This window comes from Bacillus sp. FSL K6-4563, from assembly GCF_038630405.1.
GTDB lineage: Bacteria > Bacillota > Bacilli > Bacillales > Bacillaceae > Bacillus > Bacillus pumilus.
On sequence record NZ_CP152030.1, the window covers coordinates 3,135,433 to 3,159,102 of the forward strand.

Sequence of the window (23,670 nt, forward strand, 5' to 3'; positions counted from 1 at the left end):
AATGGGTCAAAAAAAACCGTTAGCTTTTTTTCGCTAACGGCTCCACAATTCCTTTTTGTATCAACAGATGGAAAATGGATAAGATGACAGCCATCCAAATGGCCGTTCCAAACCCATCAATATTAAAACTATCGCCCATAAAACTTGATGTCATCATAAGTGTGATGGCATTAATCACAAATAAGAACAATCCTAGTGTAAGAACGGTTACTGGAAGCGTTAAAATGATCAAAAACGGCTTCACTAAAATATTGAGCAAGGATAAAATGATACTTGCCACAATGGCTGCGCCAAACCCTTCAATATATACGCTCCCAAGCCCTGGCAGAATGCCTGAATCAAAATATCCAGCAATGACGATTAAAAGTAATGCATTGACTAAAATACTGACGATCCATCTAAGCATTTAGTTAGTGCCTTCTTCCGGAACAACAAAATACCAGATGAAGTAAACCAAGAAAATCGGCATAAATGCTGTCATAAATCCGATGATGACCGTTAAAATGCGAAGCAGAGATGCATCGACCCTTAAGTATTCGGCAAGTCCACCAACAACACCCGCTATTTTTTTATCTGTTGCTGAACGATAAAGCTTCTTCATGTAGAATCACTCCTTGTCTGATTGGTGCTTTACTTGTATTGAACCTGTTTTTGTTTCTGCAAAAATGGATATACTGTTCACTGCCTGTTGGTTGGCTTTGATCATTTTCTCTTTTTGTAATGTCTCATTTTTCTCTTTAATCATCTCTGCATCAAGCAAATCGTGAGAAATAGACCCAAGATTGCTTTTCAGCTCAGCGGTCACTGCACAAGCACGCGGGATCTGGACGTCCACACTGCCTGTTGTCGTTTTCGCATAAATGGAACGGCACTTCTCATCCGACAGCTGAACAGCAATGTTTCCGTTAAAGCTTTGGGCATCAATTGACTCACTTTTCCCGCGCAGGTCAATAAGCCCATTAATGGTTTCTACTTCAATCATACCACACTCGTGATCCGCCAGTTTAATTTGTCCGTTTGCTGTTTCAATTCCAACCTTTTCCGCCTGTAAAGAGGCAAAAGAGACAACACCATTGGTGGTTTTCGCAGTAAGTTCTTTTGTCTTTAGCTTTTCCCCGCGGATCGGACCATTAAACAGCTTAACCTTGATTTTATCGTATTGGATACGTGGCACATATAAAGTGACATTGACTTTCATTGTCTTCTTTTCGGTCCGGATAAAAAATTTATCCCCTTCGAGGCCGCAGTCCAATTGATTGAGAAATTGCTGTCTTGCCTGCTCTCCGTCTTCTGCACGGTAGATTTTCGCATGGCATTCTGCTCGAATATCACCATCGTCCCAAGGCATCACATTGAGACTGCCGTTCGCCAATTGAATATCTAAATGAGAGAGCGAAGCGTCTTTGAACTGAAAAATGTGCTCAACGTCGATCGACTGTCCAAAGTTCAAATCAAGATCTACGTCTTTCACCTTTTTCACCGCAGAATCTAACCAGCCAAACAACTTTGCACCAAGATTTTCTGTACCAGTTCCTTTGCTCTCCGTGCCTGCTTTTTCTTCATGAAAGGTGTGATCAACCGTTGATTTTTCTAATGAAACAGACGGATTTCCCTCCAGTTTTTCAAGCAGCATAATCGCTTCTTTTGCAGATAATGTCCCGTCTTCTACTAATTTTAAAATGCGTTCTTTTTCATTCATACAAAGCCCCTCCTACGATTTGATGGATTGAAGTACTTTAATACCTTGAATGATATTCCAAATGACAGAGATCAAAAAGCCAATAGCGACTAAAAAGGACAAGATGAGCATCGTGATCACTGGCATGAGTGAGTCACTTGCCTGTGTCGACAATAAAAATGGGATAGACCCAAAAACCAGCAACACGCACGCTGCGACTGGCAAAACATGTGACCATAATGCTCGCAACGCGTGCCGTTTCGGTTCCTTTTGGTCGACTACAAAATATGCCACGATCGGTACAATAAACGGCATAAAAAATACACTGAAATAACAAATTGATGCAATGATCGACTGATCTCTATTCATATATATTCGCTCCTTCATGATGAAAATTCCTTTCTAACTCATACGTTTATTGCGTATCAAAAGTTTCAAAATCATTCGATTTACATATGACCTTAGACACAAATTACATCTTTTTGCACCTAAGTGTAGATTCTTCACGGATTACCCTTTAAAATATGTTGAAAAGATGGTGATTATCATTATAGGGGGTAATTATTTTGACAGATCATCATAATACTAACCACACGGCTCAAACGCTTTTAGACCTTATACAGAAACAAAAAAGCATGAACAGCGATATGATCAGGGAGCTTGAGACCATTCATCCGTCTCATCCACAGTATGGTGATATCCGTTATTTAAAAGTACTGCTCGACAGCAGCAGCACGCATATTTTAAAGGATTTAACGCAGCTCAGTCATTTAATGCCAAAGGAAGATGCGCAATAAAACAAAGCCCCCTCTTAAAAGAGGGGGTTTTTTATGATGAAGTCACACTTTCTGTTTCTTTGACCAACTGTTTCATTCGTTTACGGTCACGCTCTAAAATAGGCTTTAAGTATCGACCAGTGTAAGAAGCTTTTTCTTTTGCAATTTGCTCAGGAGTCCCAGAGGCAATGATCGTTCCGCCGCCAGCACCGCCCTCTGGTCCGAGATCAACGAGGTAATCAGCAGCTTTGATAATATCAAGGTTATGCTCAATCACTAGCACCGTATCTCCGTTTTCGACCAAACGCTGAAGCACTTTTAATAAACGGGCAATATCATCCACATGCAGACCTGTTGTCGGCTCGTCTAAAATATAAAGAGACCTTCCGTTTGAACGGCGGTGAAGCTCAGATGCCAATTTCACACGCTGGGCCTCTCCCCCGGACAATGTCGTCGCAGGCTGTCCAAGTGTAATGTACCCTAGTCCAACATCAAAAATCGTTTGAAGCTTCCGCTTAATTTTCGGGATGTTCTCGAAAAATTGGAGTGCGTCCTCCACGGTCATTTCAAGCACATCAGCAATGTTCTTCCCTTTATATGTGACCTCAAGTGTCTCGCGGTTATACCGTTTCCCGTGGCACACCTCACAAGGCACATACACATCAGGTAAAAAGTGCATTTCGATTTTAATGATGCCATCTCCGCGACATGCCTCACAGCGTCCACCTTTGACGTTAAAGCTGAATCTCCCTTTTTTATACCCTCGTACCTTTGCTTCATTGGTTTGTGCAAACACATCTCGCACATCGTCAAATACACCTGTATACGTGGCAGGGTTGGATCTTGGCGTACGGCCGATTGGAGATTGATCAATATCAATCACCTTATCTAAATGATCCATTCCTTTGATTTCTTTGTGCTGTCCTGGCTTCGCCTTCGCTCTGTGCAGTTTTTGCGCAAGTGATTTTAATAGAATTTCATTCACAAGCGTACTTTTCCCTGAACCAGACACACCGGTCACAGCTGTAAAGACGCCTAGAGGGAACTTCGCATTGACGTTTTTCAGGTTGTTTTCTTTTGCACCTTTGATCTCAATATAGCGGCCGTCAGGCTTTCTTCTTTCGATCGGCAGCGGGATAAATTTCTCTCCAGATAAATATTGTCCTGTTAAAGATTTCTTGTCCTTCATGACTTCTTCCGGCGTTCCAGCTGAAATCACTTCTCCTCCATGAACTCCTGCTCCAGGTCCAATATCAATCAAATAATCAGCGGCTAGCATCGTATCTTCATCATGCTCTACGACAATGAGGGTATTCCCGATGTCGCGCATGTTTTTCAATGTCCCGATCAATCGGTCATTATCACGCTGATGCAGACCAATAGATGGTTCATCTAATATATAAAGAACACCTGTCAGCCTTGACCCGATTTGAGTCGCCAGACGAATCCGCTGCGCCTCTCCTCCGGATAGTGTGCCAGCCGAGCGGCTCAATGTGAGGTAATCTAATCCCACATTATTTAAGAAGGACAAGCGCTCTTTGATTTCACGTAAGATGAGCTGAGCAATCTGCAAATCTTTCTCAGACAACTCGATTTCACCATATAAATCAAGGGCATCAGATACAGACAAATCAGTGATTTCTCCAATATGTTTGCCATTGATCAGAACCGCAAGCGTCTCTTTTTTCAGACGATATCCTTTACATGTCGGACATGGCTGGTTCGCCATATATTTCTCCATTTGCTCACGAATATAATCAGAGCTGGTTTCTTTATAGCGTCGTTCAATGTTACGAAGAACACCTTCAAATTCAATTTCATTTTCACGTACCTGACCAAAATCATTTTCATATTTGAAATAAATCCGTTCAGAGCCGCTGCCATATAAAATTTTATCGAATAAATGCGACGGTATATCTTTCACTGGAATGTCCATGTCGATGCCGTAATGTGTACATACTGCCTCAAGAAGCTGAGGATAGTATTGTGAGCTCTGCGGCTCCCAAGGGGCAATGGCATGCTGTCGTAACGTCAAATCCTTATTAGGAATGACAAGCTCAGGGTCAACTTCTAGTTTAGAGCCAAGCCCATCACAGCTCGGACAGGCACCAAAAGGACTATTGAATGAAAACATTCTTGGCTCAAGCTCACCAATAGAAAATCCGCAGTGCGGACAGGCATGATGTTCACTGAATAACAGCTCTTCTTGTCCAATCACGTCAATCATCACACGGCCTTCACCTAGTCGCAGCGCCGTTTCAAGGGAGTCAGACAGCCGAGCCGCAACGCCTTCCTTCACCACGATTCGATCAATCACGACTTCAATGGAATGCTTCTTGTTCTTTTCAAGCTCGATCTCTTCTGACAGATCTTCCATCTCTCCATCGACTCTTACTCGAACATAGCCCTGCTTTCGAATTTGCTCAAGTACTTTAACATGTGTTCCTTTGCGGCCAGATACGACCGGCGCTAGCACTTGCAATTTCGTTCTTTCTGGATATTCTAAAATACGATCTGTCATCTGCTCAATCGTTTGGGACGTAATTTCAATCCCATGTATCGGACAAATAGGTTTCCCAACTCGAGCATACAAGAGTCGTAAATAATCATAGATTTCAGTAACGGTTCCAACTGTTGATCTAGGGTTCCGGCTCGTCGTCTTCTGATCAATACTAATCGCCGGAGAAAGACCTTCAATGGCATCTACATCCGGTTTATCCATTTGACCGAGAAATTGGCGCGCATACGCTGAAAGAGATTCAACGTACCTGCGCTGACCCTCTGCATAAATGGTATCAAAGGCAAGAGACGATTTTCCTGAACCAGATAAACCCGTGATGACCACTAGCTGGTCACGCGGGATATTCACATCAATATTTTTAAGGTTGTGGGCTCTAGCACCTTTCACCTCTATTCGTTCCATAGCCATCAGGCAATCATCCTTCCGCTTTTAGCTCTAGCAATAGATCTCTTAATTCTGCTGCTTTTTCAAAATCAAGCGCTTTTGCTGCATCTTTCATTTCCATCTCGACCTTTTCGATCACTTTTTCTCGTTCTTTTTTGCTCATTTTTGACAGCTTTGGTGCTGCATTTGTTTCATATTCTTCCGATTCTTCATGTATCTTTGTTGCTTTAATGGCATCTCTGATTTTCTTATGGATGGTTTGTGGAGTAATTCCATATTTCTCATTATACGCCTCTTGCTGCTCTCGTCTTCGCTTCGTTTCTTGAATCGCAATATCCATTGATTTGGTCATTTTATCTGCATACATAATGACCCGGCCTTCCGAATTTCTCGCTGCACGGCCTATCGTCTGGATGAGGGATCTTTCAGAGCGTAAGAAGCCTTCTTTATCTGCATCTAAAATCGTCACGAGCGAGACCTCTGGAATATCCAGTCCTTCACGAAGAAGGTTGATTCCCACAAGCACATCATATTTTCCGAGACGTAAATCGCGAATAATCTCAATCCGCTCAAGGGTCTTAATTTCTGAATGCAGATAATTGACCTTGATTCCGATCTCTTTTAAGTAATCTGTAAGATCCTCAGACATTTTCTTCGTCAGCGTCGTCACAAGCACACGTTCATTTTTCTCAACCCGCGCATGAATTTCTCCAATTAAGTCATCAATTTGCCCTTCAATCGGACGCACTTCAATGATTGGATCAAGTAAACCTGTTGGACGAATAATTTGTTCCACAACCTCTGGGGTTTTCTCAAGCTCGTAAGGACCAGGAGTGGCAGATACATGTACAATATGATTAATATGCTTTTCAAACTCATCAAAGGTGAGCGGTCTGTTATCAAGTGCTGAAGGCAGACGGAATCCGTGATCAACCAACACTTGCTTTCTTGCTTGGTCCCCGTTGTACATCGCGCGTATTTGCGGTATTGTCACATGTGACTCATCGACAACAATCATAAAATCATCTGGGAAATAATCAAGCAATGTGTAAGGTGTTGAACCAGGAGGACGCAAGGTTAGGTGCCTTGAGTAGTTCTCGATTCCTGAACAAAAGCCCATTTCTCTCATCATCTCAAGGTCATATCTTGTCCGCTGCTCAAGACGCTGCGCTTCTAGCAATTTTTCATTATCTCGAAGTTTTTCGAGCTGCTCTTCAAGCTCTTGTTCAATATTAATAATTGCTTTTTCCATTTTTTCTTCTCTTGTGACGAAGTGAGATGCTGGGAAAATAGCCACATGCTCACGATCACCGAGTATTTCTCCAGTCAGTGCATCCACTTCACGAATACGTTCAATTTCATCACCGAAAAACTCCACTCTGATACAATGCTCATCACGTGAAGCAGGGAAAATTTCAACGACGTCTCCTCGTACTCGGAAGGTTCCGCGCTGAAAATCTATATCATTACGAGAATACTGAATGTCCACCAGCTTACGAAGAAGCTGATTGCGCTCAATCTCCATTTCAGTACGTAAAGACAGCACAAGCTCTCGATATTCCTCTGGCGAACCTAAGCCATAAATACAGGAGACACTGGCAATGATGATGACATCTCTCCGCTCAAATAACGAGGACGTAGCGGAGTGTCTCAGCTTATCAATCTCATCATTGATGCTGGCATCCTTTTCAATAAATGTATCAGTCTGAGGCACATACGCCTCTGGTTGGTAATAATCATAGTAACTCACAAAATATTCGACAGCATTATTCGGAAAAAATTCCTTGAACTCGCTGTATAGCTGACCGGCAAGTGTCTTGTTATGCGCAATGACAAGTGTCGGTTTGTTCACTTCTTTGATCAGGTTGGATACAGTAAAGGTCTTTCCCGTACCTGTAGCACCTAACAGCGTTTGATGCTGTTTCCCCTGATGGATACCCTCAACAAGCTTTTCAATTGCCTTCGGCTGATCTCCTTGGGGCTGATAGTTAGAAACTAATTCAAAGCGGTCACTCACATCAAAGCCTCCGTTTCGTTACGAAATCTATCTAATGAATATATTATCATAAAAGAACACAAAAATACGAACTAAAGTTCGGCTCTTACTTGATTTTTATTTCCAATACAGTCATACCCTCTCTTCAATACCAAATAACCCTCTTGCGAAAACCTTCCTTTCAGTATGGAACATTTTGGTGAGAGATATTCGATGAGCAGAAAAAGAGAACAAAAGAAAGCTGCACTCACTAGAATTCGTAAGCACAGCTTATAAAACGTCATCTTTCTGCCTAACATGCTCTTGATGATGATATCAATGATTTTTTTCAGCCTTTTCTCTCTTTTCAATTTCTTTTTTAGCCATATATAATGCCCCAGCTACTAAAGAAATGATATCTAATCCCACAATAAAGTAGGTTTCTGTATAGCCCTTCATGTACGAGGCAAATAAAAGCGCTGCTGTTAATGCAATGCCCACATAATGATTATAAGTAACCTTTGAAAATAAAATAACGAGCAGGAAAGGAAAAACAAGTGCAAATATGGCTTTTGTAATCACAAAAACCCTCCCTCTTCTTGGTCTACTCCCTTGATTATAGTAAAGATTGGCATATTGAACAATTCACAGTTTTCAATTTCACCTATTTTTCTTTCTGTTCGGAGACTTTTGTTATAGATATAGAAGGAAATTAGTGAGAATGTCCCCTTTGTAAAGATAGGTCTTTCCGTCTTTGACAGTAACATCCAATAAATCCTATGATTAAAATGATAGTGCGCACTATCATTTTAAAAACAATAGAGAGATAGACAAACCATTGGCTATTTGGATAAGGGGGCATTCCCATGTATTCAGTTTTATTTCATGCGGCTGAAGAATCCGCAGCACTCGCAGGGGCAAAAGGCCTGAATTTAATCAAATTAAACAATCACGGCCTGCCAGTCCCAGATGGATTTATTATCAAAACCAACAGCTTTTCAAGCTTTCTTTCATATCACAACCTGCACCAAACTGAACAAAACCTTGCTGACAAAATCAAAAAAGCATCGTTCCCTTCTCAAATGGAAGCAGAACTCCTTTCGTCCTTTCAATCATTGCGGAAGACTTATCCCTCAGTTGCAGTTCGATCCTCTTCTGTTGCTGAAGATCTCGAAGGCGCCTCATTTGCAGGACAGTACGAGACCTATTTAAATATCAAAACAAATGAAGAATTCTTACAGGCTGTCAAAGAATGCTGGTCTTCTTATTTTGAAGCAAGAGTGACAGAATATAAGGAAGAGATGGGTGAAAACGAGGAAGAGATGCCGCTCATGGCTGTTGTCGTTCAAGGATTGATCCATTCTGACGTCTCCGGTGTCATCTTTAGTGAAAATCCCGTAACAGGAAAAACAAATGAAATGATGCTCACAGCAAGCTACGGACTAGGAGAAGCAATCGTCTCCGGGATTGTGACACCAGACACATTTATTGTAGACAAAGAGACACTTTCTATTGAAAAATCACTTGGAACGAAAGAACTGCAAATTGTACCTTATCAAGAAGGTGTCATTGAACAATCAGTAACTGAGGAAATGGCTGGTCAGTTTTGCCTGAATGATGACCAATTAGTAGAAATCACGCAAATCACCAAACAAGTAGAAACACTTTATGGTCATAGCGTCGATATCGAATTTGGAATAGCAAATGGCACATTTTATTTACTTCAAGCCAGGCCGATTACTGCAGCCCTCTCAAAAGCAGCAGATGAGACAGCGGGCGCTTCTTTTCAAATGCAGCCAGACGAGCTGCAGGATTTCTGGATCTCAATGGACGATCATATGCCGGGCCCAACAAGTCCTCTCTTTTCAAGTCTGATCATCCCAGCATTAAAAAGCGGTATGAAGAAAAATGGTGAAAAATATCAAGTGCCTGATCTGAATATTAAAGATATCAAGCTTTATAGAGGTCACCTGTATTCATCACCGTCCCTGCCTGAAGCGAGTGCAGAAACTGCACCAGTTTTTGATGAGAGCATATTTGAGTTATTTCCACATTTAAGTGAACGTATGTATGAGATTTTAGAGAAAAATTTCTTTCCCTTTTATGAAAAACTCGATCGCCAAATGAAGGAACCGATGACCATTGAAGACGCCATCGTCGGCTTCGAAAAATTAAAGACTTTTTATATACAAGCATACGATGATCATTTTGATATTGTCATACCTCAAGTCATTTTATCGACTATGATTGAAGACATGCTTGTGACGTATACTGGTGATCAATCACAAGTGATCCTGCTGCATGAGATGATGATAGGCGTGATGAACAAATCTCTTGAAACAGACAAGAAGCTATCTGATTTTGCAAAGAGTGTCCTTCAAGATACTGAACTTCATCAAGCGTTTATGAAGCATGAAAAGAACCCAGAGCTGCTTGATGCACTCACTCAATCGGAAAAAGGCAGACACTTCATTTCGGAATTAGAGGAATTTCTTCAAGTCTATGGCTGGCGATCTGTTAAAAGTCATGATCTTACGGAGGAGACATGGGCGGAAAACCCTGAGTTTATACTAGATATCATCAGAAACAACATTCAACACCAATGTGATTTTGATGAAGAATTTGCACAAGCCGTCATCAAAAGACAAGAGACATATGAACATTTTATGAGCCAAGTGAAGGATGAAGCGTTTAAAACGAAATTTGAGACACTTTATCAATTTGCTCTACAGGCTGCTAATATCCGTGACGATCACCACTTCTACATTGATGCCATGTTAGATGCTAAAGCCAGGGTATATCTATTAAAAATTGGTGAACTTCTTGTACAAAAAGGAGCGATTCCTCATCCAGAAGATCTATGGTACCTCTACGATGAGGAGGTACACACAGCGCTCACAACCTCTACATCATTTGATACGGTCATCGCACAAAGAAAAATTGACATGAAAGATAATGAAGCCATCCAACCACCAGCTTATATGGGTACCCCAACTGAAGCTGAATTGCAGCAAGTAGAAAGAATGCTCGGTTCATTAAGAGAAAATGAAAACAATACAAGCGATATGATCTATGGAATTGGCGCATCTAGCGGCATTGTTTCTGGAAGAGTAAAAGTCATTACATGTGCTGAGGAATTCTCTCAATTTCGAAAGGATGATATTTTAGTTTGCAAAACAACCACACCTTTATGGACGAGCTTATTTAGAGATGCAAAAGCAGTCATCACCGATGCTGGAGGCATTTTGTCTCATTCAGCTATTATCGCTAGAGAGTATATGATGCCAGCTGTCCTAGGAACCCGAATAGCGACTGAAACACTTCAATCAGGTGACCTTGTGACAGTAGATGGAAGCAATGGACGCATTCAGATATTAAAACAGCATGCACGTGTCTAACTTTATCGTTTTGGATCATATTGGCGGTCATAGGTTTTATCGGTATACTTACTTTGTTGCAAACACATTCATAACCTGAGGTGAGTATGCTTGTTAAAATCTACAAATCAACGAATCATTCGTGCAACAATGGATTTATTGACTGAAAAGGGCTATCAAAAAACCACAACAAAAGAAATAGCCACAAAAGCGAATGTCAGTGAAGCAACAATTTTCCGCAACTTTAAAAACAAACGCGGCGTTATTGCTGCCATTATGAAAATGAAATCAACGCCGACGAAAACCTTAGAAGCAGAATTTAAAGAGGATTTATACACCGATTTAAAGTTTCTCGGTTCTTATATCCTTGAACATTTAACTTCAAAAAAAGAATTCATTTATATCAGCATGCGAGAACCGGCTATGTTTAAAGATCTGACCAGTCATGAAAAAATTTATCCTCAAGAACTAAGGGAAATGCTGATACAATACTTCAAAAAGATGAGTGCTTTGCAGCATGTCTTAAAAGGAAAAGAAGACATTTATGCAGACATTTTCATTAGTACGTATTTCGGTTTTTTTATTCAGCAGCTTGAGCAAGACTTCCAGCTCGTATTAACACAAAAAGATGATTTTATTGAGACATACACACACATTTTCATGAGAGGAATTTCTCCCGCTTAAAGGGTGGAATTCTTCTTTTTTACAAAAGGTGGTATACACATTGAAATTGCAAAAAGAGAATTTGATCATCTATTCTTTGTTACTTGGAGCTATACTAGTTCCGGTCAACTCAACGATGATCGCAGTCGCTTTATCATCCATATCAACTTATTATGATCAATCCATTTCAAACATTACTTGGGTTGTCACGATTTATCTTATTGTCATGGCGGTCACACAGCCTATCGCTGGTAAGTTAGGAGATATATATGGACACCGCCGCATGTATTTAACCGGAGTGACACTCTTTTTAATCGGCTCGATTGGCTGTGCTTTAGCACCTAATCTAGCATTTCTCATCATCTTTCGCTCCATTCAAGCAGCTGGCGGGGCTATTTTAACACCGAATAGCATTGCTTTGATTCGTGCAACAGTCTCACCCGAAAAGCTATCTAAAACAATGGGTTACTTTGGATTTGGTGCTGGTATTGGTGCCGCACTTGGGCCATTTATTGGATCGATTCTCATTCAGAGTTTTGATTGGCATTCCATATTCTTAGTAAATATTCCATTTCTGTTTCTTACACTAGTCACCGGCGTCTTGCTCATTCCAAACATAAAGCATACACGCATACATGCAAGGGTAGATATGATCGGTTCATTGTATTTAACCATCGGAATTGCCACAATCATTCTATGCTCAAAAAGCCAGCTACTAAATGAATATTTAATTTATGGCATTCTAGCATTGATTGTCATTCCTTTATTCTTTAAACATGTACGGAAAGTAAAGAATCCAATTATCGATTTATCCCTATTTAAAAACAGTTCATTTACAAATGCGAATCTGTCGATCATGCTAAGTAATTTTGTGATGTATGCCATCCTTCTCATTATGCCGCTGTTTATGGAACAACAACTTGCGCTTTCTCATACACAAAGCGGTATGATTCTATCGATATTTTCTCTTTGTATGTCTCTTAGCGGTTTATTAGGCGCAAGACTCCATCCAAAAAAAGGCGCGAAAAAAATGATTCGCTTTTCATTTCTCTGCCTTACTTTATCAAGCATCATGTTAATTACACTGAGTCAGTACCCAACCTTACCACTGCTTATCGTGACACTAGTCGCAGGTGGAATTTCATCAGGGATTGGTATGACAAGTATGCAGATGGCTTCTTTAACAGCTGTTGATCAAAGCTTAACTGGTTCGGCATCTGGTATTTTCTCAACCTTTCGATATTTTGGCAGTATCATTTCGTCGACATTGATTGGTATCATGAGTGGTTTTCAATCTTTATTTATTGTATTAATGGGCGCAGGAATCCTTGGCTTCCTTTTATCCCAACGCGTCAAAACGAAATCTACCTCTCCATCATCTGGACATTCTGCCTAATCACTCCCTGCGCTCTATGGCGATTTAGAGCGGGGGAGTTTTCATTATTTTTATCACTGTAAGCTATAGCTGGCACAGGAATCAAATATTGAAAATCCTTTTTTAAAGAGGAAAAAATGCCACATGACTAGACAAAAAAGGAACTTTAAATCGAATTGTCCTCATTCATTCACCTAAAATCTGTTTTTCATCTCTTTCAGCATTGATAACTTCGATTTTTTTTCACAATTTTTGTGGTATGCTTTTTGAAAATAGAGGACGCAAAGGAGCGGAAGAATGGAACGTGTAAAATATGTTGTGATCTATTTATCAGCTCTATTGTTATTCCTGTCAGGCTGTGGAAAAGACCAGCAATTTACTCCACCTGACAGCTCTCAATCGATCGCGGTCATCTCTCAATTAAAAAAAGCCTCCTTTTCAATAGTTGATTTACAAAAGAATAAAATGATCTCTTCCGTTGATTTAAAACATCCGCTCACTGATCTTATCCAAATCAACAAAGACGTCATCATCGCAACTAGTAAAGAAGGAGAATCGCTTATCGAAATTAATTTAAAAAAAGGTACAGCAACAGATTATATGGATGTGAATAAAGGGCTGACTTCCCTTACATATGATGCAGCTTCTCACACCTTAATTGCAGCAGATTCGCAGAAAAACGTCGTTTATTTTATTGATACGCAGCGTAAAAAAATAAAAGCAACTGTGAAGACCGGAAAGTTACCTTCTTCTATGACACTTTCTCCGTCAGGTACTTTATTTGTTTTAAATGCAGAAAGTCATACTGTCTCTGTTATAGATATTGAGAAGGAAAAACATATACGTACGTTCTCTGTACTTGAACGACCATCTGGTATTCATTTTGATGGACAGTCCATTTGGATCGGTGGTCACGGAAAACCAGGCACCTTAAATAAGAGCATTTTTGCTTACGACCCTCAAACAGGTAAAAAGCAGCGAGAAATAAAACTAGGCGTTATGCCTGTTGCATTCTTTTCAGAGAAAAATTCTTCTACTTTATATGTACTTTGTCATGGAGATCATACGCTATACAAAGTAGATACAGAGACGAATAAGCAGCTTGCTTCTGTTGAAACTGGTCAAAATCCGAATTATATCACCGCTGATACCACATCAATATATGTGAGTAACTTAGATGACAATTCAGTATCAATTATCGATAAACATACATTCATGATGAAAAATCGACTGAATGTCCCATCAGGACCTTATGCTATCGTGTTGGAGGAAAAGAAATGAAAGAACAAATGCATATTTTAATTGTAGACGATGAGTTCGATATGCTTGAGTTAATCGGATCCTTCTTAAAAAGACAAGGCTTTCACATCATCACAGCTAGTAATGGAATGGATGCCTTACGTCAGCTTGAAAAGGAACCCGTTGACCTTGTAGTACTAGATATCATGATGCCTGATATGGATGGATTTGAAGTCTGCCAGCGTATCAGGCAAACATCTCAAATCCCCATCTTATTCTTAACAGCTAGAAGTTATGAGGAGGATCGAATTAGAGGCCTAGAAATTGGTGCGGATGACTACATCATGAAGCCTTTCAGTCTACGTGAGCTTGCAGCAAGAATTGAAACAACTTTGAGACGAATTAGAGGTCTTTCGCTAAAGCGCAGCCGCATACAGTTTGGTGACATAGAGATTGATCAGGATGGTAGACAAGTCTATATCCATCAGGAGCCCATTAATTTAACTAGAAGAGAATTCGATTTGCTCATGTTTCTTTTACTCAATCAAGGCCAAGTGTTTTCACGAGAACAGCTCTATCAAAAATTGTGGGAATCACATTCTACTAGTGGCTCATTACGAACAGTCGATACACATATCAAAACGCTGAGACTGAAATTAAAGGGAGCGGAACGGCATATAAAAACCGTTTGGGGTGTCGGCTATAAGTTTGAGGAGGAAGAATGAAGCCTTTATCGATTAAAAAGAAAGTGCTCTTCTTAATCCTTGTAGTGACCGGAATCGTTGCTGCCTCAGCTCTTGCCCTCACCTATTACTTATACCAGCACTTATATGTTGATAAGCAGATTGATTCCTTAAGTTTACAAGGTGAAAAGCTGGCACAAATCTATCATCAACACGGGAAAGATACGTATTTTACCGATAGAATAAAATGGGCTAACGACTCGAGTCAGGCGAACATTATTTTTACAGATGACCCAATGGAGCTTTCAAGTGGTCTTCCTTTTGATACGAACACAAATGATAACCTCATTACGTTTAAGGAACGCCAAAAGCTCCTTCAAGGGGAAACCGTCGTGTTGATTAGAGAACACTCACAGTTTCATCAAGATATTCTTGGCATCGCCATCCCTGTTTTTTCAAGCAAAGATGAGCTATCAGGGACAATTTTTCTATCCATGCCCTTATCGGATGTATATGAACCCTTTGTCCAAATCAGATTGACACTTGGCATATCCATTTTATTAATTCTGCTCCTGATTTTCTTTATCGGATATAAAAGCTCCAATAAAGTCGTTCGGACAATTAATCAAATGAAAGAAATTGCGATGGAAATGGAATCTGGTGATTTTTCAAAACGGATGGCTGTGACCAAAAACGGAGATGAATTAAACCAGCTGAGCCGCTCTTTTAACAAACTGTCTTCTACCCTTGAAAAGGTTGAGCAGCACCGCAGGGAATTTCTTGCGAATGTCTCTCACGAACTTCGAACTCCGCTAAGTTATATGAAAGGATATGCTGAAGGTATTGAAGAAGGGATCATTGATCAAAAAAAAGGAATGCACATCATCCAGGATGAGGCCGCACGTTTAAGCCGGCTTGTGAATGATCTTTTAGACCTTGCACAGCTAGAAGGAGATTCTTATCCACTAACGATGGAGCCAATCGTCTTTGCTCAGCTGATTCATGACGTTCTTGATCAAATGGCATTTATCGCTAATCAAAAGAGCATTTATCTGAAACGGACACTTGATGAGGATTGTATTGTGTATGGCGATAGCGATCGGCTGCAACAAGTGGTTCGTAATTTACTGGACAATGCCATTCATTACACTCCCTCTGGAAAATCGGTCTCGATTGAATTACTAGTTCACCAACATAAAGCTGAATTGAGAGTGACAGATGAGGGCAACGGCATTCCAAAAGAAGACCTTCCACATGTTTCTGAGCGATTTTACCGAGTAAATAAGGCACGTACGAGAAAAGATGGCGGCTCAGGTCTTGGACTAGCTATTGTCTATCAAATCATGAAAAAACATCATGGCACGTTCGATATTCAATCTGAGCCAGGATACGGTACGACAGCCATCATCCAGCTGCCAAATACTCCAATCGATGAAGACCTGCATACGATATAATCAATTAGATTTTTTAGGTAAGGTCATTCGTTTCATCCAAATATACGCATCAGTCGCCTAAATTTGAACAACTATTTTCAGCCCCTTTTTGATCATCTACTTTTATGCATCAATTCCTTTCAAAAGGATAGTCGATTGCTTTCGTTCAAACAATAAAACTGCATTTAAAAAAGCGTGCGAGACCTTCTTCAAGAGTCCTGCACGCTTTTAAATTAAACAGCTGTTTCAAACCGTTTTCTATTGATGAAGAAAGAAAGCGTAATGATGAGATAGATACCCATTGTGACCAAGGTTTGGACAATCGGAGTTGTTGATACTACGCCGATAAAAATGGCAATGATTGCAATGACAGAAAACCATGTTGTGAAAGGATACAGCTTGACGCGATATCCTCCTGGTGCTGCTACGCTTCGAGACTTTAAATGCCCGACAGCAATAATAAACCAGATGAATAAGACCGTGTAGCTTAAAGATCCCATTAAATAATTAAAGGTTTGACTTCCTACAAAAAGAGAGATTAATACGGCTGCATACAAAGTAGATGTACATACTAGAATCGCTCTGACTGGCACCTGCTGTTTCGACAGCTTCGAAAAGCCCTTCCATATACGGCCATCCATTGCCTGTGTAAATAGTACCCTTGAAGAAGCATACAGACCAGAGTTCATAGAAGACAAGATCGCTAATAAAATAATCCCGTTCATGATATCACTTGCATATGGCACACCAATCGTTGCAAACACCGTGACGAATGGGCTCACTTGTTCATTGTTTACTTGATTCCAAGGAATTAAGCTGACGATGATGAAGAACGGAAGTACATAAAAACCGATGATTCGTACAAATGTACTTTGAATGGCTTTTGGGATGACTTTTTCAGGGTTTTTCGTTTCTGCTAATGTAACCCCAATCATTTCAGTTCCGCCATATGAATACACGACCACCAGCATTGCCGCAATTAAGCCGCCTGTTCCATTCGGGAAAAATCCTCCGTGTTCGGTTAAGTTAGATAATCCCGGTGCTGCATGCTGTCCGAATGAGACAAACAGCATCGTTAACCCAATGATAATAAATAAAAGAATGACAGCAATTTTAATAGAAGCTAACCAGTACTCTGTTTCAGCAAACATTTTGACTGAACAAACATTGATCAATGTCACAACAAGTGAAATGATTAACACAAGTGTCCAAATCGGTACTTGTGGGAACCAGTACTGAATAAAGATTGCAGACACGATCGCTTCTGCTGCAATGTTCAACACCCACATTTTCCAATAGATCCAGTCTAGGAAATAGGCTGGGTATTTGCCTAACACAGGTTCAATTAAATCACGGAATGTTCTAGCGCCAGGTCGTGCAACTGTCATTTCGGCAAGTCCTTGCATAATAAATAATAAAATAAGACCACCAATCATATATGCCAAAATGACAGCAGGACCCGCGATATCAATGGCAGAACTGCTTCCTTTAAACAGACCAGCACCGATGGCACCGCCAAGTGCGAGCATCATAATATGCCTTGACGTCATTGTTCGTTTTAACTGCACATGTTCCTTTTCCATTTTCTATAGCTCCTTTAAATTTGAATCTTCAGACAAATATAAGATAAAAGCATATAAAAAGGCCAGTCATCTCCTTGAAGAGACGACTGACCTTGCAACCGCGTTACCACTCTTATTGACTCAGACATAGCTGAATCCAACTTGAAACCCGATAACGGAGGTCACACGTAAAGACTTACTATTCATTCAGTCTTGCCGCTCCTTGAGCGAGTTCAATGATCCGTTTTACTGCGTTGCACCAACCCGCAGCTCTCTTAAAAAACGGATATTCATTTACTATTCTCAAGTCAAAGCGTTTTATAGTCAATTTGTCTATTTATAAAAGATTTTATTTTTTAAATATACTGACTAACCACGCAATTGTCAACAGCCTTTTTCAGACATTTTCTTTTAACGAATCCAAACGGCTACTTCATCCATTGGACGACGCGTTTTGCCGCGCTTTGGCTCAATGACTCGATACCCAAAGGCAGCCATGACAGAGATGTCGTACTGACCATTTTCAAGTAATCCTTCTTCCTCAAGTATACGATGAATTTCATCGTAGCTGAATCCCTCAACAGGGCATGAATCAATGCCGATTTGTGCCGCGGCTGTCATCATATTTCCAAGGGCAATATACGTTTGTTTGGAAGCCCAATCGAAGAGCGTACGGTCAGTTTCCATCAAATGAAGATCATTCTCTTGGAATTGTTTGTAGCGTTCTTTTACCATCTCAAACGTTTCGTCTGTCATTCCTTTGATTTCCTTGTTGATGTATTCTGCATATGGTGAATCATACCGGGCGTCTGTTCTTGCCAAAATGATCACAAAATGGCTGGCAGTTGGAAGTTGCTTTTGCGCACCCCATGTACATTCTTTTAATTTCTCTCTAAATGCTTCATTTTGAACGACGAGGAACTTCCAAGGCTCAAATCCGACAGAGAGTCTTCCTGTCTCTAAAATGAACGCAAAGTCATCTTCTGGAATCTTTTTCGCCGGGTCAAACTCTTTTGTCGCATGACGGAATTCATACGCCTCAATGATTTCTTTTTTTAATTGCTCTTTGTCTCGCATGGTATTCATCCTTTCTAGTGAACGATTAGGGTGTGAAGTTTCACCAATCCAATTTCTTTCCATTCCCATATAGAAATTGTTATGATAAGAAAACAAACAACCCGAATGTGTGATGTGATACCTCTATGGTAAAAGAAAAACTTCCTTTGATTCAAGTACGCACATTTTTGTTCGTTAGGTACAATCATGTTCGTTTATCACCCATTTCGCCTTAGAAAGGAGTGTAAAGATGAGTGCACCATCCAATCCAGTCAGTATTGTCAATCATGGCTGTCCCGTTTCCACCACAACGAGTGTAATAGGAGGAAAATGGAAAGGAGTGATCCTTTATCATTTGACTTGCGGTCCAAAACGATACAACGAATTACGCCGGCTTCTGCCAAGGATTTCTCAGCGTGTTCTTACGCTGCAATTGCGCGAGCTAGAACAAGACGGCGTTGTTCACAGAGAAGTCTATGAGGAGGTCCCTCCTCGTGTCGAATATTCACTCACTTCTTTAGGAGATACGTTAAAGCCTATCATCTTCGCTATGCGTGAATGGGGCGAATCCTATGGAAAAGAAGCGCGTCCAAAAGAAAAAAGCTGCCATCTCTAGCAGCTTTTTTTTATGATGAAATCGCCGTTGATTCTTGCTGTGGATCATCCTTCACAAACAGGATGCCAAGCTGATGATGCTCCCCTTCGTAAGAAGCGCGTTTCTCAAACCTTGTCTGACCATTCAAGCCAATGATCTCAAGCTTTGTCAGAGCACGATTGGTTTGAAGGGCTTCGTAAAATTCCGAAACGGTTTTGACTTCAATTCCATTCACCTTTGTAATGACTTCTCCGATCTCAAGCTTTAAATCAGCTGCAGGTGTATTCGGAATGATTCCGAGCACCATTAGCCCTTGATTACGCTTAGAGAAGTAGAATGGAGCCGCATTGTCGTTGACTCTCTGTTTCCATGAGAGGAATGCCCTTCCGGCAATCGCTATCAATACAGCTGCCCATGCAATCGGTGTAAACCAAATACTTGCAGCACCTAGTAAAGCAACAGCGAGTCCAAGCATGAGAATACGCCGTGCCGTAATTTGAATGCTGACAATTGGCAGCGATCCTTGAATCCGCTGCCCGAAACCGATGATGTATGGAATCAAAATAAATGAAAAGCTTTGATCGTGTACTTGAAGCACCGGCCACCATGGCAGAGAAGAAGTAAATTCACCTGCCGGCATCAGCAAAACAAGCGGTAAAAGCCACAGACGATTTGCCCGCTGCTGGCCAATCAAAAGTCCTCTCGCACTCATCACCATTGCAGGCGATGTTCGTAAATGCGCCGTTCGATAGGCTAGAATCCCCTCGGTCATTAATAAAAGTCCTAGCAGAATAACAACGGCTGATGTATTCATCATTGAGAGCTGCGGCAACCATGAATGGCTCACTTGGAAATACATCAGTCCAAGTGCCGCAATAAAGCTGAAACCGAGTGTGTATGCAGACGAAAGCGCACTCGCCTTAAAGAATAAAGAGCAAACGATGGTCATCGCTGCAATCAGCACGATGAATCCAGGTGGGAGGGCAATCCCTAAGCCTACTGAAATGACGGATAGGCAAATCCCTAGAATCCATCCTTTTGAATATGTAAATTTAAGTTCATCGTATACATCTTCTATTCTTGTTTGAAACGCTTTTCTCTCCCGCTTTACGCGGATGTAGCCATGTAACAGGCTGATTAATATCATGAAATAAAAAAGAGGGTGGATTAAAAACAGACCGACCGCTTTTAATCCAGCTCCCATCCACTCCGAGCTCATTATCGTTCACCGCCCAAGTCAAGCATTTTCTCTTATTCTATCAAATAAATCGATGCTTGACACCAGGTTTATTTCTCCTGATTCATCCAAAGTGTGACATTGGACAGTGAAAAATCTTTTAAGTAGTGATTGACATCTACATCTAGTATGCCGCCGAGCAGCTGCATCGACCTCTTGATGTCGGTTAAGTTTATACCAAGTCTCTTATGATTATCCATTAAATAATTGAAGTATATCTCAGCACAGTCTTCATCGATTTCGTCGACTGATTCTACCGTTGTGTAATTGACCAAGTACCTGCTTAACAGCATGAGCAGACTTAATGCCTTTGTAGCGGAAAACGTCACATCTTTCGAACGACTCTTAAGCTCCTCTACCAACTCGTAATATTTTTTCTCTCTCACAATACTTGCCCTTTTCAATTGTGTACCCCCATTTACTAGTTCTTTTAAGAAAAGCGCAAACCTCGGTACAGCTTAATGCTCAAGCTGAATATCCGCAAAAAATAAAATATTTAAAATGAGTGCTACTTTATATTGTAAGAATTATTTATGTAACATACAACTTTCAAAAGTTTCATTTTCATGACATGTTTAAATCAACAGAAAGTCTCTTATATAAATATGTTATCGGGTAAAATCGAAGGAATGTTATGTTTTTTGTAAAATAAATGAATATATTTCTCGATATAATTTATTTTTAAGAATAAACTATTACATGTTTGTGACACTTATGAACCAAAAAAAAGAGGCATTTATTCGCCTCTTTATTTTTTAAGATATAGTGCTTTTAGTGCAGTCTGCAGTTGAAGATCATTTTTTTCATAGGATTTCACTTCATCCACCATTTTGTTCATCATTTTCGCTGTATTCAGATCAATTACACCTGATTTATCGAGATTGTATGTGCTTTGGAAGGCTAATACCGCCTTTTTCGTTTCTTCATCAAAGTAGCCGTCTACTCTGCCGGGGTCGAATGACAATCCCTTTAATAGCGTCTGTGCTTGTCTCACTTCTTCATTGTTCATATCAAGCTGAAGCGGTTCTTTCAGCTGAAGCGGTCCTACAGTAAAGTAATCTGGCTGATGAATCGCAATCGTTGGTACGACACCTTTTTTGTGAATCCAATTCCCTTTTGGCGTGAGCCATTTATACAACGTTAATTTAATGTTACTGCCGTCACCCATTGGAACCGCCTGCTGCACAGTGCCTTTCCCAAAGGAGACATCACCGACGACTTCATATTTTCCGGCTTCTTTCATAGCACCAGCAAGTATTTCAGAAGCGGATGCACTGCCTTTATCAATTAAGACATTAACTGGGTAAGGCTTCTGTTCTTTCCGCTTTGAAAAATAGCGTTTCCTGTCGCCGTTCCGTTCTGCAATTTGAATATAAGGCTGATCTTTTGTAATAAAATGCTTCAAAATGTCTTCTACACTTTGCAGATAGCCGCCAGGGTTTCCTCTCACATCAAGCACAAGACCTTCTATGCCCTTTTTCTCGAGCTGTTTCAGGCTTGATGTGAAATCCTTCGCAGTATCTTCTGAAAAGCTTGAGATCGCGATATAGCCTGTTTTATGACCATTTACCTCTTTCACAGAGGAAGTCACGGTTTCAAGTGGGATTTCTTCTCGTTTGATATGGAATGTTAACTCTTTTTCAATCCCATTTCGTCTGATTTTCAGAGCGACGGATGTTCCTTTTTTCCCTCTTATTTTCAGTACAGCATCGTTTAAGCTTTTTTCTTTCATCGACTCACCATCAATGCTGATAATTTCATCTTTCGGTTTTAGACCTGCTTTTGCTGCAGGGGATTTTTTAAAGGCAGAGACGATAATGATTTTTCCTTCATCCATCCCCACTTCTGCCCCAATTCCCTCAAAAGAAGAATCAAGCGAATCAGAAAATTGCTTGGCGGTTTGCTTGTCCATGTATACTGAATACGGATCATTTAAAGTTGAAAGCATTCCTTGAATGGCGCCTTCAAGCAGCTTTTGGCGATCCACTTCCTCTACATATTCATTCGAAATAAGGTCATAGGCTTTCTCAATTTTCTCCATCCCATTCTCTTTCGCCTTATCACTTGATTGAGCTTGTCCAGCCATTGCAGCAGCTGCTTGCGGTGACTCCGCATGAGTTCCCTCTTTATGCGTCATCACCCCTGCACTGATTAATAGAATGACACTTGCCATAATAGATGCGATTTGTTTTTTCATATTTGGCCTCCTTCTTCAACTCTTCCTGATGACCTGAGTTATTATATGCCAGAAGAAGGGATTTCATGTAAAGACATTCTGCTGCGAAGGCTTGACTAATTATTTTATTAGGTGTAATTTTTATTTTGTTATGATCGAGAAGGAGTCTTCGCTATGTATATTATATTGACGATGCTATTATTAGGAATTTTATTAGGATTTGTAGGAGCAGGCGGTGCTGGTTTTGTCATCGCATTGCTTACGTTAATTTTTGATATCCCTATCCATACCGCACTTGGGACATCTTTAGCCGCAATGGCATTTACGACGTTATCAGGTGCATACAGCCACTACAGGGAAGGGAATATTCAGCTGAAATCTGGTTTGATCGTCGGAGCTTTGGCTTGTGTGGCTTCCTTTGCAGGAGCTAAGATTGCTCCTTTTATTCCAGAAGGAAATCTGCACTATTTAACAGCTGGCATGCTCTTTTTATCCGCTGTGTTTATGATGATCAAATTATTTGTTCTGAAGGAAGAAGCTGAGCAGCAGCCGCTTTCTTCACGTCAGCTGCTCATAAGGGGTATTATTTTAGGACTTGTATCCGGATTGCTGTCAGGTATGTTTGGTATCGGGTCCGCACCATTTATCCAAGTAGGACTTTTGATTTTACTGAGACTTTCCATTCGACAGGCAGTTGGCACGACGATGCTTGTCATTATTCCAATTTCCATCGGTGGTGGAATTGGATATATTACAGAGGGCTATGTTGATTTTATCTTGCTCATTCAAATTTTAATCGGAACAGTATTAGGCGCATATATTGGCGCAAAATTTACACGCCTTGCACCGAAGCTTTTATTGAAATCGGCTGTACTGTTAACACCTATTATTGCCGGTTTACTGCTGTTATTTTAATTTTATTTAGAATAAGAAAAGCCGA

General features: G+C 40.5%; 21 protein-coding genes and 1 other annotated feature. Of the genes, 9 read left to right on the top strand and 12 right to left on the bottom strand.

Annotation, left to right across the window (positions count from 1 at the left end):
- Positions 1 to 19: 19 nt before the first annotated feature.
- From MHH54_RS16030 to MHH54_RS16045, 4 genes are read right to left on the bottom strand one after another with little or no spacing between them, the layout of a single operon-like run.
- The gene (locus MHH54_RS16030) at positions 20 to 406 is read right to left on the bottom strand and encodes a phage holin family protein (protein WP_003213568.1); all 387 of its coding nucleotides are present in this window, start codon (positions 404 to 406) and stop codon (positions 20 to 22) included.
- Positions 407 to 601, bottom strand: coding sequence for a PspC domain-containing protein (locus tag MHH54_RS16035; protein WP_003213763.1), 195 nt, complete (start codon positions 599 to 601; stop codon positions 407 to 409).
- Positions 602 to 607: 6 nt separating this feature from the next.
- Positions 608 to 1,699 (bottom strand): DUF4097 domain-containing protein, encoded by a 1,092-nt coding sequence (locus MHH54_RS16040; RefSeq protein WP_342500424.1) that lies wholly within the window; start codon positions 1,697 to 1,699, stop codon positions 608 to 610.
- Positions 1,700 to 1,711: 12 nt separating this feature from the next.
- Positions 1,712 to 2,047: a hypothetical protein gene (locus MHH54_RS16045; RefSeq protein WP_012011387.1), complete on the bottom strand. Its 336-nt coding sequence runs from the start codon at positions 2,045 to 2,047 to the stop codon at positions 1,712 to 1,714.
- A 197-nt stretch (positions 2,048 to 2,244) separates the two neighbouring features.
- Here MHH54_RS16045 and MHH54_RS16050 point away from each other — a divergent pair, with 197 nt between their 5' ends.
- Positions 2,245 to 2,475 (top strand): hypothetical protein, encoded by a 231-nt coding sequence (locus MHH54_RS16050; protein ID WP_003213489.1) that lies wholly within the window; start codon positions 2,245 to 2,247, stop codon positions 2,473 to 2,475.
- Positions 2,476 to 2,506: 31 nt separating this feature from the next.
- Here the strand turns inward: MHH54_RS16050 and uvrA are convergent, their stop codons facing one another.
- The 3 genes from uvrA to MHH54_RS16065 all read right to left on the bottom strand — a co-directional run bounded on the left by uvrA (position 2,507) and on the right by MHH54_RS16065 (position 7,916).
- On the bottom strand, positions 2,507 to 5,383 hold the full coding sequence (gene uvrA, locus MHH54_RS16055) for an excinuclease ABC subunit UvrA (protein ID WP_106035646.1): 2,877 nt from the start codon (positions 5,381 to 5,383) through the stop codon (positions 2,507 to 2,509).
- 7 nt (positions 5,384 to 5,390) lie between these two features.
- On the bottom strand, positions 5,391 to 7,376 hold the full coding sequence (gene uvrB / locus MHH54_RS16060; protein ID WP_044139364.1) for an excinuclease ABC subunit UvrB: 1,986 nt from the start codon (positions 7,374 to 7,376) through the stop codon (positions 5,391 to 5,393).
- A gap of 294 nt (positions 7,377 to 7,670) precedes the next feature.
- A complete protein-coding gene (locus MHH54_RS16065; protein WP_003212837.1) occupies positions 7,671 to 7,916 on the bottom strand; it encodes a CsbA family protein in 246 nt (81 codons plus the stop codon).
- A gap of 284 nt (positions 7,917 to 8,200) precedes the next feature.
- Here MHH54_RS16065 and MHH54_RS16070 point away from each other — a divergent pair, with 284 nt between their 5' ends.
- The 6 genes from MHH54_RS16070 to MHH54_RS16095 all read left to right on the top strand — a co-directional run bounded on the left by MHH54_RS16070 (position 8,201) and on the right by MHH54_RS16095 (position 16,125).
- Positions 8,201 to 10,732 carry a PEP/pyruvate-binding domain-containing protein gene (locus MHH54_RS16070; protein WP_003212944.1) on the top strand — a complete coding sequence of 844 codons (2,532 nt, stop codon included), beginning with the start codon at positions 8,201 to 8,203 and terminating at the stop codon, positions 10,730 to 10,732.
- A 90-nt stretch (positions 10,733 to 10,822) separates the two neighbouring features.
- Positions 10,823 to 11,395: a TetR/AcrR family transcriptional regulator gene (locus MHH54_RS16075; RefSeq protein ID WP_342500425.1), complete on the top strand. Its 573-nt coding sequence runs from the start codon at positions 10,823 to 10,825 to the stop codon at positions 11,393 to 11,395.
- A gap of 40 nt (positions 11,396 to 11,435) precedes the next feature.
- Positions 11,436 to 12,770: an MFS transporter gene (locus tag MHH54_RS16080; protein WP_003213302.1), complete on the top strand. Its 1,335-nt coding sequence runs from the start codon at positions 11,436 to 11,438 to the stop codon at positions 12,768 to 12,770.
- A gap of 276 nt (positions 12,771 to 13,046) precedes the next feature.
- Positions 13,047 to 14,030 carry a YncE family protein gene (locus tag MHH54_RS16085; protein WP_003213342.1) on the top strand — a complete coding sequence of 328 codons (984 nt, stop codon included), beginning with the start codon at positions 13,047 to 13,049 and terminating at the stop codon, positions 14,028 to 14,030.
- The gene (locus tag MHH54_RS16090) at positions 14,027 to 14,713 is read left to right on the top strand and encodes a response regulator transcription factor (RefSeq protein WP_003213668.1); all 687 of its coding nucleotides are present in this window, start codon (positions 14,027 to 14,029) and stop codon (positions 14,711 to 14,713) included. The genes MHH54_RS16085 and MHH54_RS16090 overlap by 4 nt, the downstream gene beginning before the upstream one ends.
- Positions 14,710 to 16,125 carry an ATP-binding protein gene (locus MHH54_RS16095; RefSeq protein WP_003213526.1) on the top strand — a complete coding sequence of 472 codons (1,416 nt, stop codon included), beginning with the start codon at positions 14,710 to 14,712 and terminating at the stop codon, positions 16,123 to 16,125. The genes MHH54_RS16090 and MHH54_RS16095 overlap by 4 nt, the downstream gene beginning before the upstream one ends.
- Positions 16,126 to 16,337: 212 nt before the next feature.
- On the opposite strand, the gene MHH54_RS16100 is transcribed toward MHH54_RS16095, so the two are convergent.
- Positions 16,338 to 17,687: an amino acid permease gene (locus tag MHH54_RS16100; protein WP_003212968.1), complete on the bottom strand. Its 1,350-nt coding sequence runs from the start codon at positions 17,685 to 17,687 to the stop codon at positions 16,338 to 16,340.
- A 75-nt stretch (positions 17,688 to 17,762) separates the two neighbouring features.
- Positions 17,763 to 17,987: a binding site (T-box leader), on the bottom strand.
- 90 nt (positions 17,988 to 18,077) lie between these two features.
- Entirely contained in the window at positions 18,078 to 18,743 is a 666-nt protein-coding gene (locus MHH54_RS16105; protein WP_342500426.1) for a nitroreductase family protein, read from the bottom strand.
- 229 nt (positions 18,744 to 18,972) lie between these two features.
- Here MHH54_RS16105 and MHH54_RS16110 point away from each other — a divergent pair, with 229 nt between their 5' ends.
- Positions 18,973 to 19,338 carry a winged helix-turn-helix transcriptional regulator gene (locus tag MHH54_RS16110; protein ID WP_050944318.1) on the top strand — a complete coding sequence of 122 codons (366 nt, stop codon included), beginning with the start codon at positions 18,973 to 18,975 and terminating at the stop codon, positions 19,336 to 19,338.
- A gap of 10 nt (positions 19,339 to 19,348) precedes the next feature.
- Here the strand turns inward: MHH54_RS16110 and MHH54_RS16115 are convergent, their stop codons facing one another.
- The 3 genes from MHH54_RS16115 to MHH54_RS16125 all read right to left on the bottom strand — a co-directional run bounded on the left by MHH54_RS16115 (position 19,349) and on the right by MHH54_RS16125 (position 22,751).
- Entirely contained in the window at positions 19,349 to 20,536 is a 1,188-nt protein-coding gene (locus tag MHH54_RS16115; protein ID WP_226804174.1) for a PDZ domain-containing protein, read from the bottom strand.
- A gap of 68 nt (positions 20,537 to 20,604) precedes the next feature.
- The gene (locus MHH54_RS16120) at positions 20,605 to 20,958 is read right to left on the bottom strand and encodes a swarming motility protein SwrAA (RefSeq protein ID WP_003212923.1); all 354 of its coding nucleotides are present in this window, start codon (positions 20,956 to 20,958) and stop codon (positions 20,605 to 20,607) included.
- Between the two features lie 344 nt (positions 20,959 to 21,302).
- Entirely contained in the window at positions 21,303 to 22,751 is a 1,449-nt protein-coding gene (locus MHH54_RS16125) for a S41 family peptidase (RefSeq protein ID WP_342500427.1), read from the bottom strand.
- 153 nt (positions 22,752 to 22,904) lie between these two features.
- Here MHH54_RS16125 and MHH54_RS16130 point away from each other — a divergent pair, with 153 nt between their 5' ends.
- Positions 22,905 to 23,645, top strand: coding sequence for a sulfite exporter TauE/SafE family protein (locus MHH54_RS16130; protein ID WP_003213751.1), 741 nt, complete (start codon positions 22,905 to 22,907; stop codon positions 23,643 to 23,645).
- Positions 23,646 to 23,670: the final 25 nt, after the last annotated feature.

Bases quoted from the DNA above. Each gene is read 5' to 3' on its own strand.
- MHH54_RS16030 (WP_003213568.1), bottom strand. From the start codon at position 406: ATGCTTAGATGGATCGTCAGTATTTTAGTCAATGCATTACTTTTAATC.
- MHH54_RS16035 (WP_003213763.1), bottom strand. From the start codon at position 601: ATGAAGAAGCTTTATCGTTCAGCAACAGATAAAAAAATAGCGGGTGTT.
- MHH54_RS16040 (WP_342500424.1), bottom strand. From the start codon at position 1,699: ATGAATGAAAAAGAACGCATTTTAAAATTAGTAGAAGACGGGACATTA.
- MHH54_RS16045 (WP_012011387.1), bottom strand. From the start codon at position 2,047: ATGAATAGAGATCAGTCGATCATTGCATCAATTTGTTATTTCAGTGTA.
- uvrA (WP_106035646.1), bottom strand. From the start codon at position 5,383: ATGGCTATGGAACGAATAGAGGTGAAAGGTGCTAGAGCCCACAACCTT.
- MHH54_RS16070 (WP_003212944.1), top strand. From the start codon at position 8,201: ATGTATTCAGTTTTATTTCATGCGGCTGAAGAATCCGCAGCACTCGCA.
- MHH54_RS16085 (WP_003213342.1), top strand. From the start codon at position 13,047: ATGGAACGTGTAAAATATGTTGTGATCTATTTATCAGCTCTATTGTTA.
- MHH54_RS16090 (WP_003213668.1), top strand. From the start codon at position 14,027: ATGAAAGAACAAATGCATATTTTAATTGTAGACGATGAGTTCGATATG.
- MHH54_RS16095 (WP_003213526.1), top strand. From the start codon at position 14,710: ATGAAGCCTTTATCGATTAAAAAGAAAGTGCTCTTCTTAATCCTTGTA.
- MHH54_RS16100 (WP_003212968.1), bottom strand. From the start codon at position 17,687: ATGGAAAAGGAACATGTGCAGTTAAAACGAACAATGACGTCAAGGCAT.
- MHH54_RS16105 (WP_342500426.1), bottom strand. From the start codon at position 18,743: ATGCGAGACAAAGAGCAATTAAAAAAAGAAATCATTGAGGCGTATGAA.
- MHH54_RS16110 (WP_050944318.1), top strand. From the start codon at position 18,973: ATGAGTGCACCATCCAATCCAGTCAGTATTGTCAATCATGGCTGTCCC.
- MHH54_RS16115 (WP_226804174.1), bottom strand. From the start codon at position 20,536: ATGAGCTCGGAGTGGATGGGAGCTGGATTAAAAGCGGTCGGTCTGTTT.
- MHH54_RS16125 (WP_342500427.1), bottom strand. From the start codon at position 22,751: ATGAAAAAACAAATCGCATCTATTATGGCAAGTGTCATTCTATTAATC.
- MHH54_RS16130 (WP_003213751.1), top strand. From the start codon at position 22,905: ATGTATATTATATTGACGATGCTATTATTAGGAATTTTATTAGGATTT.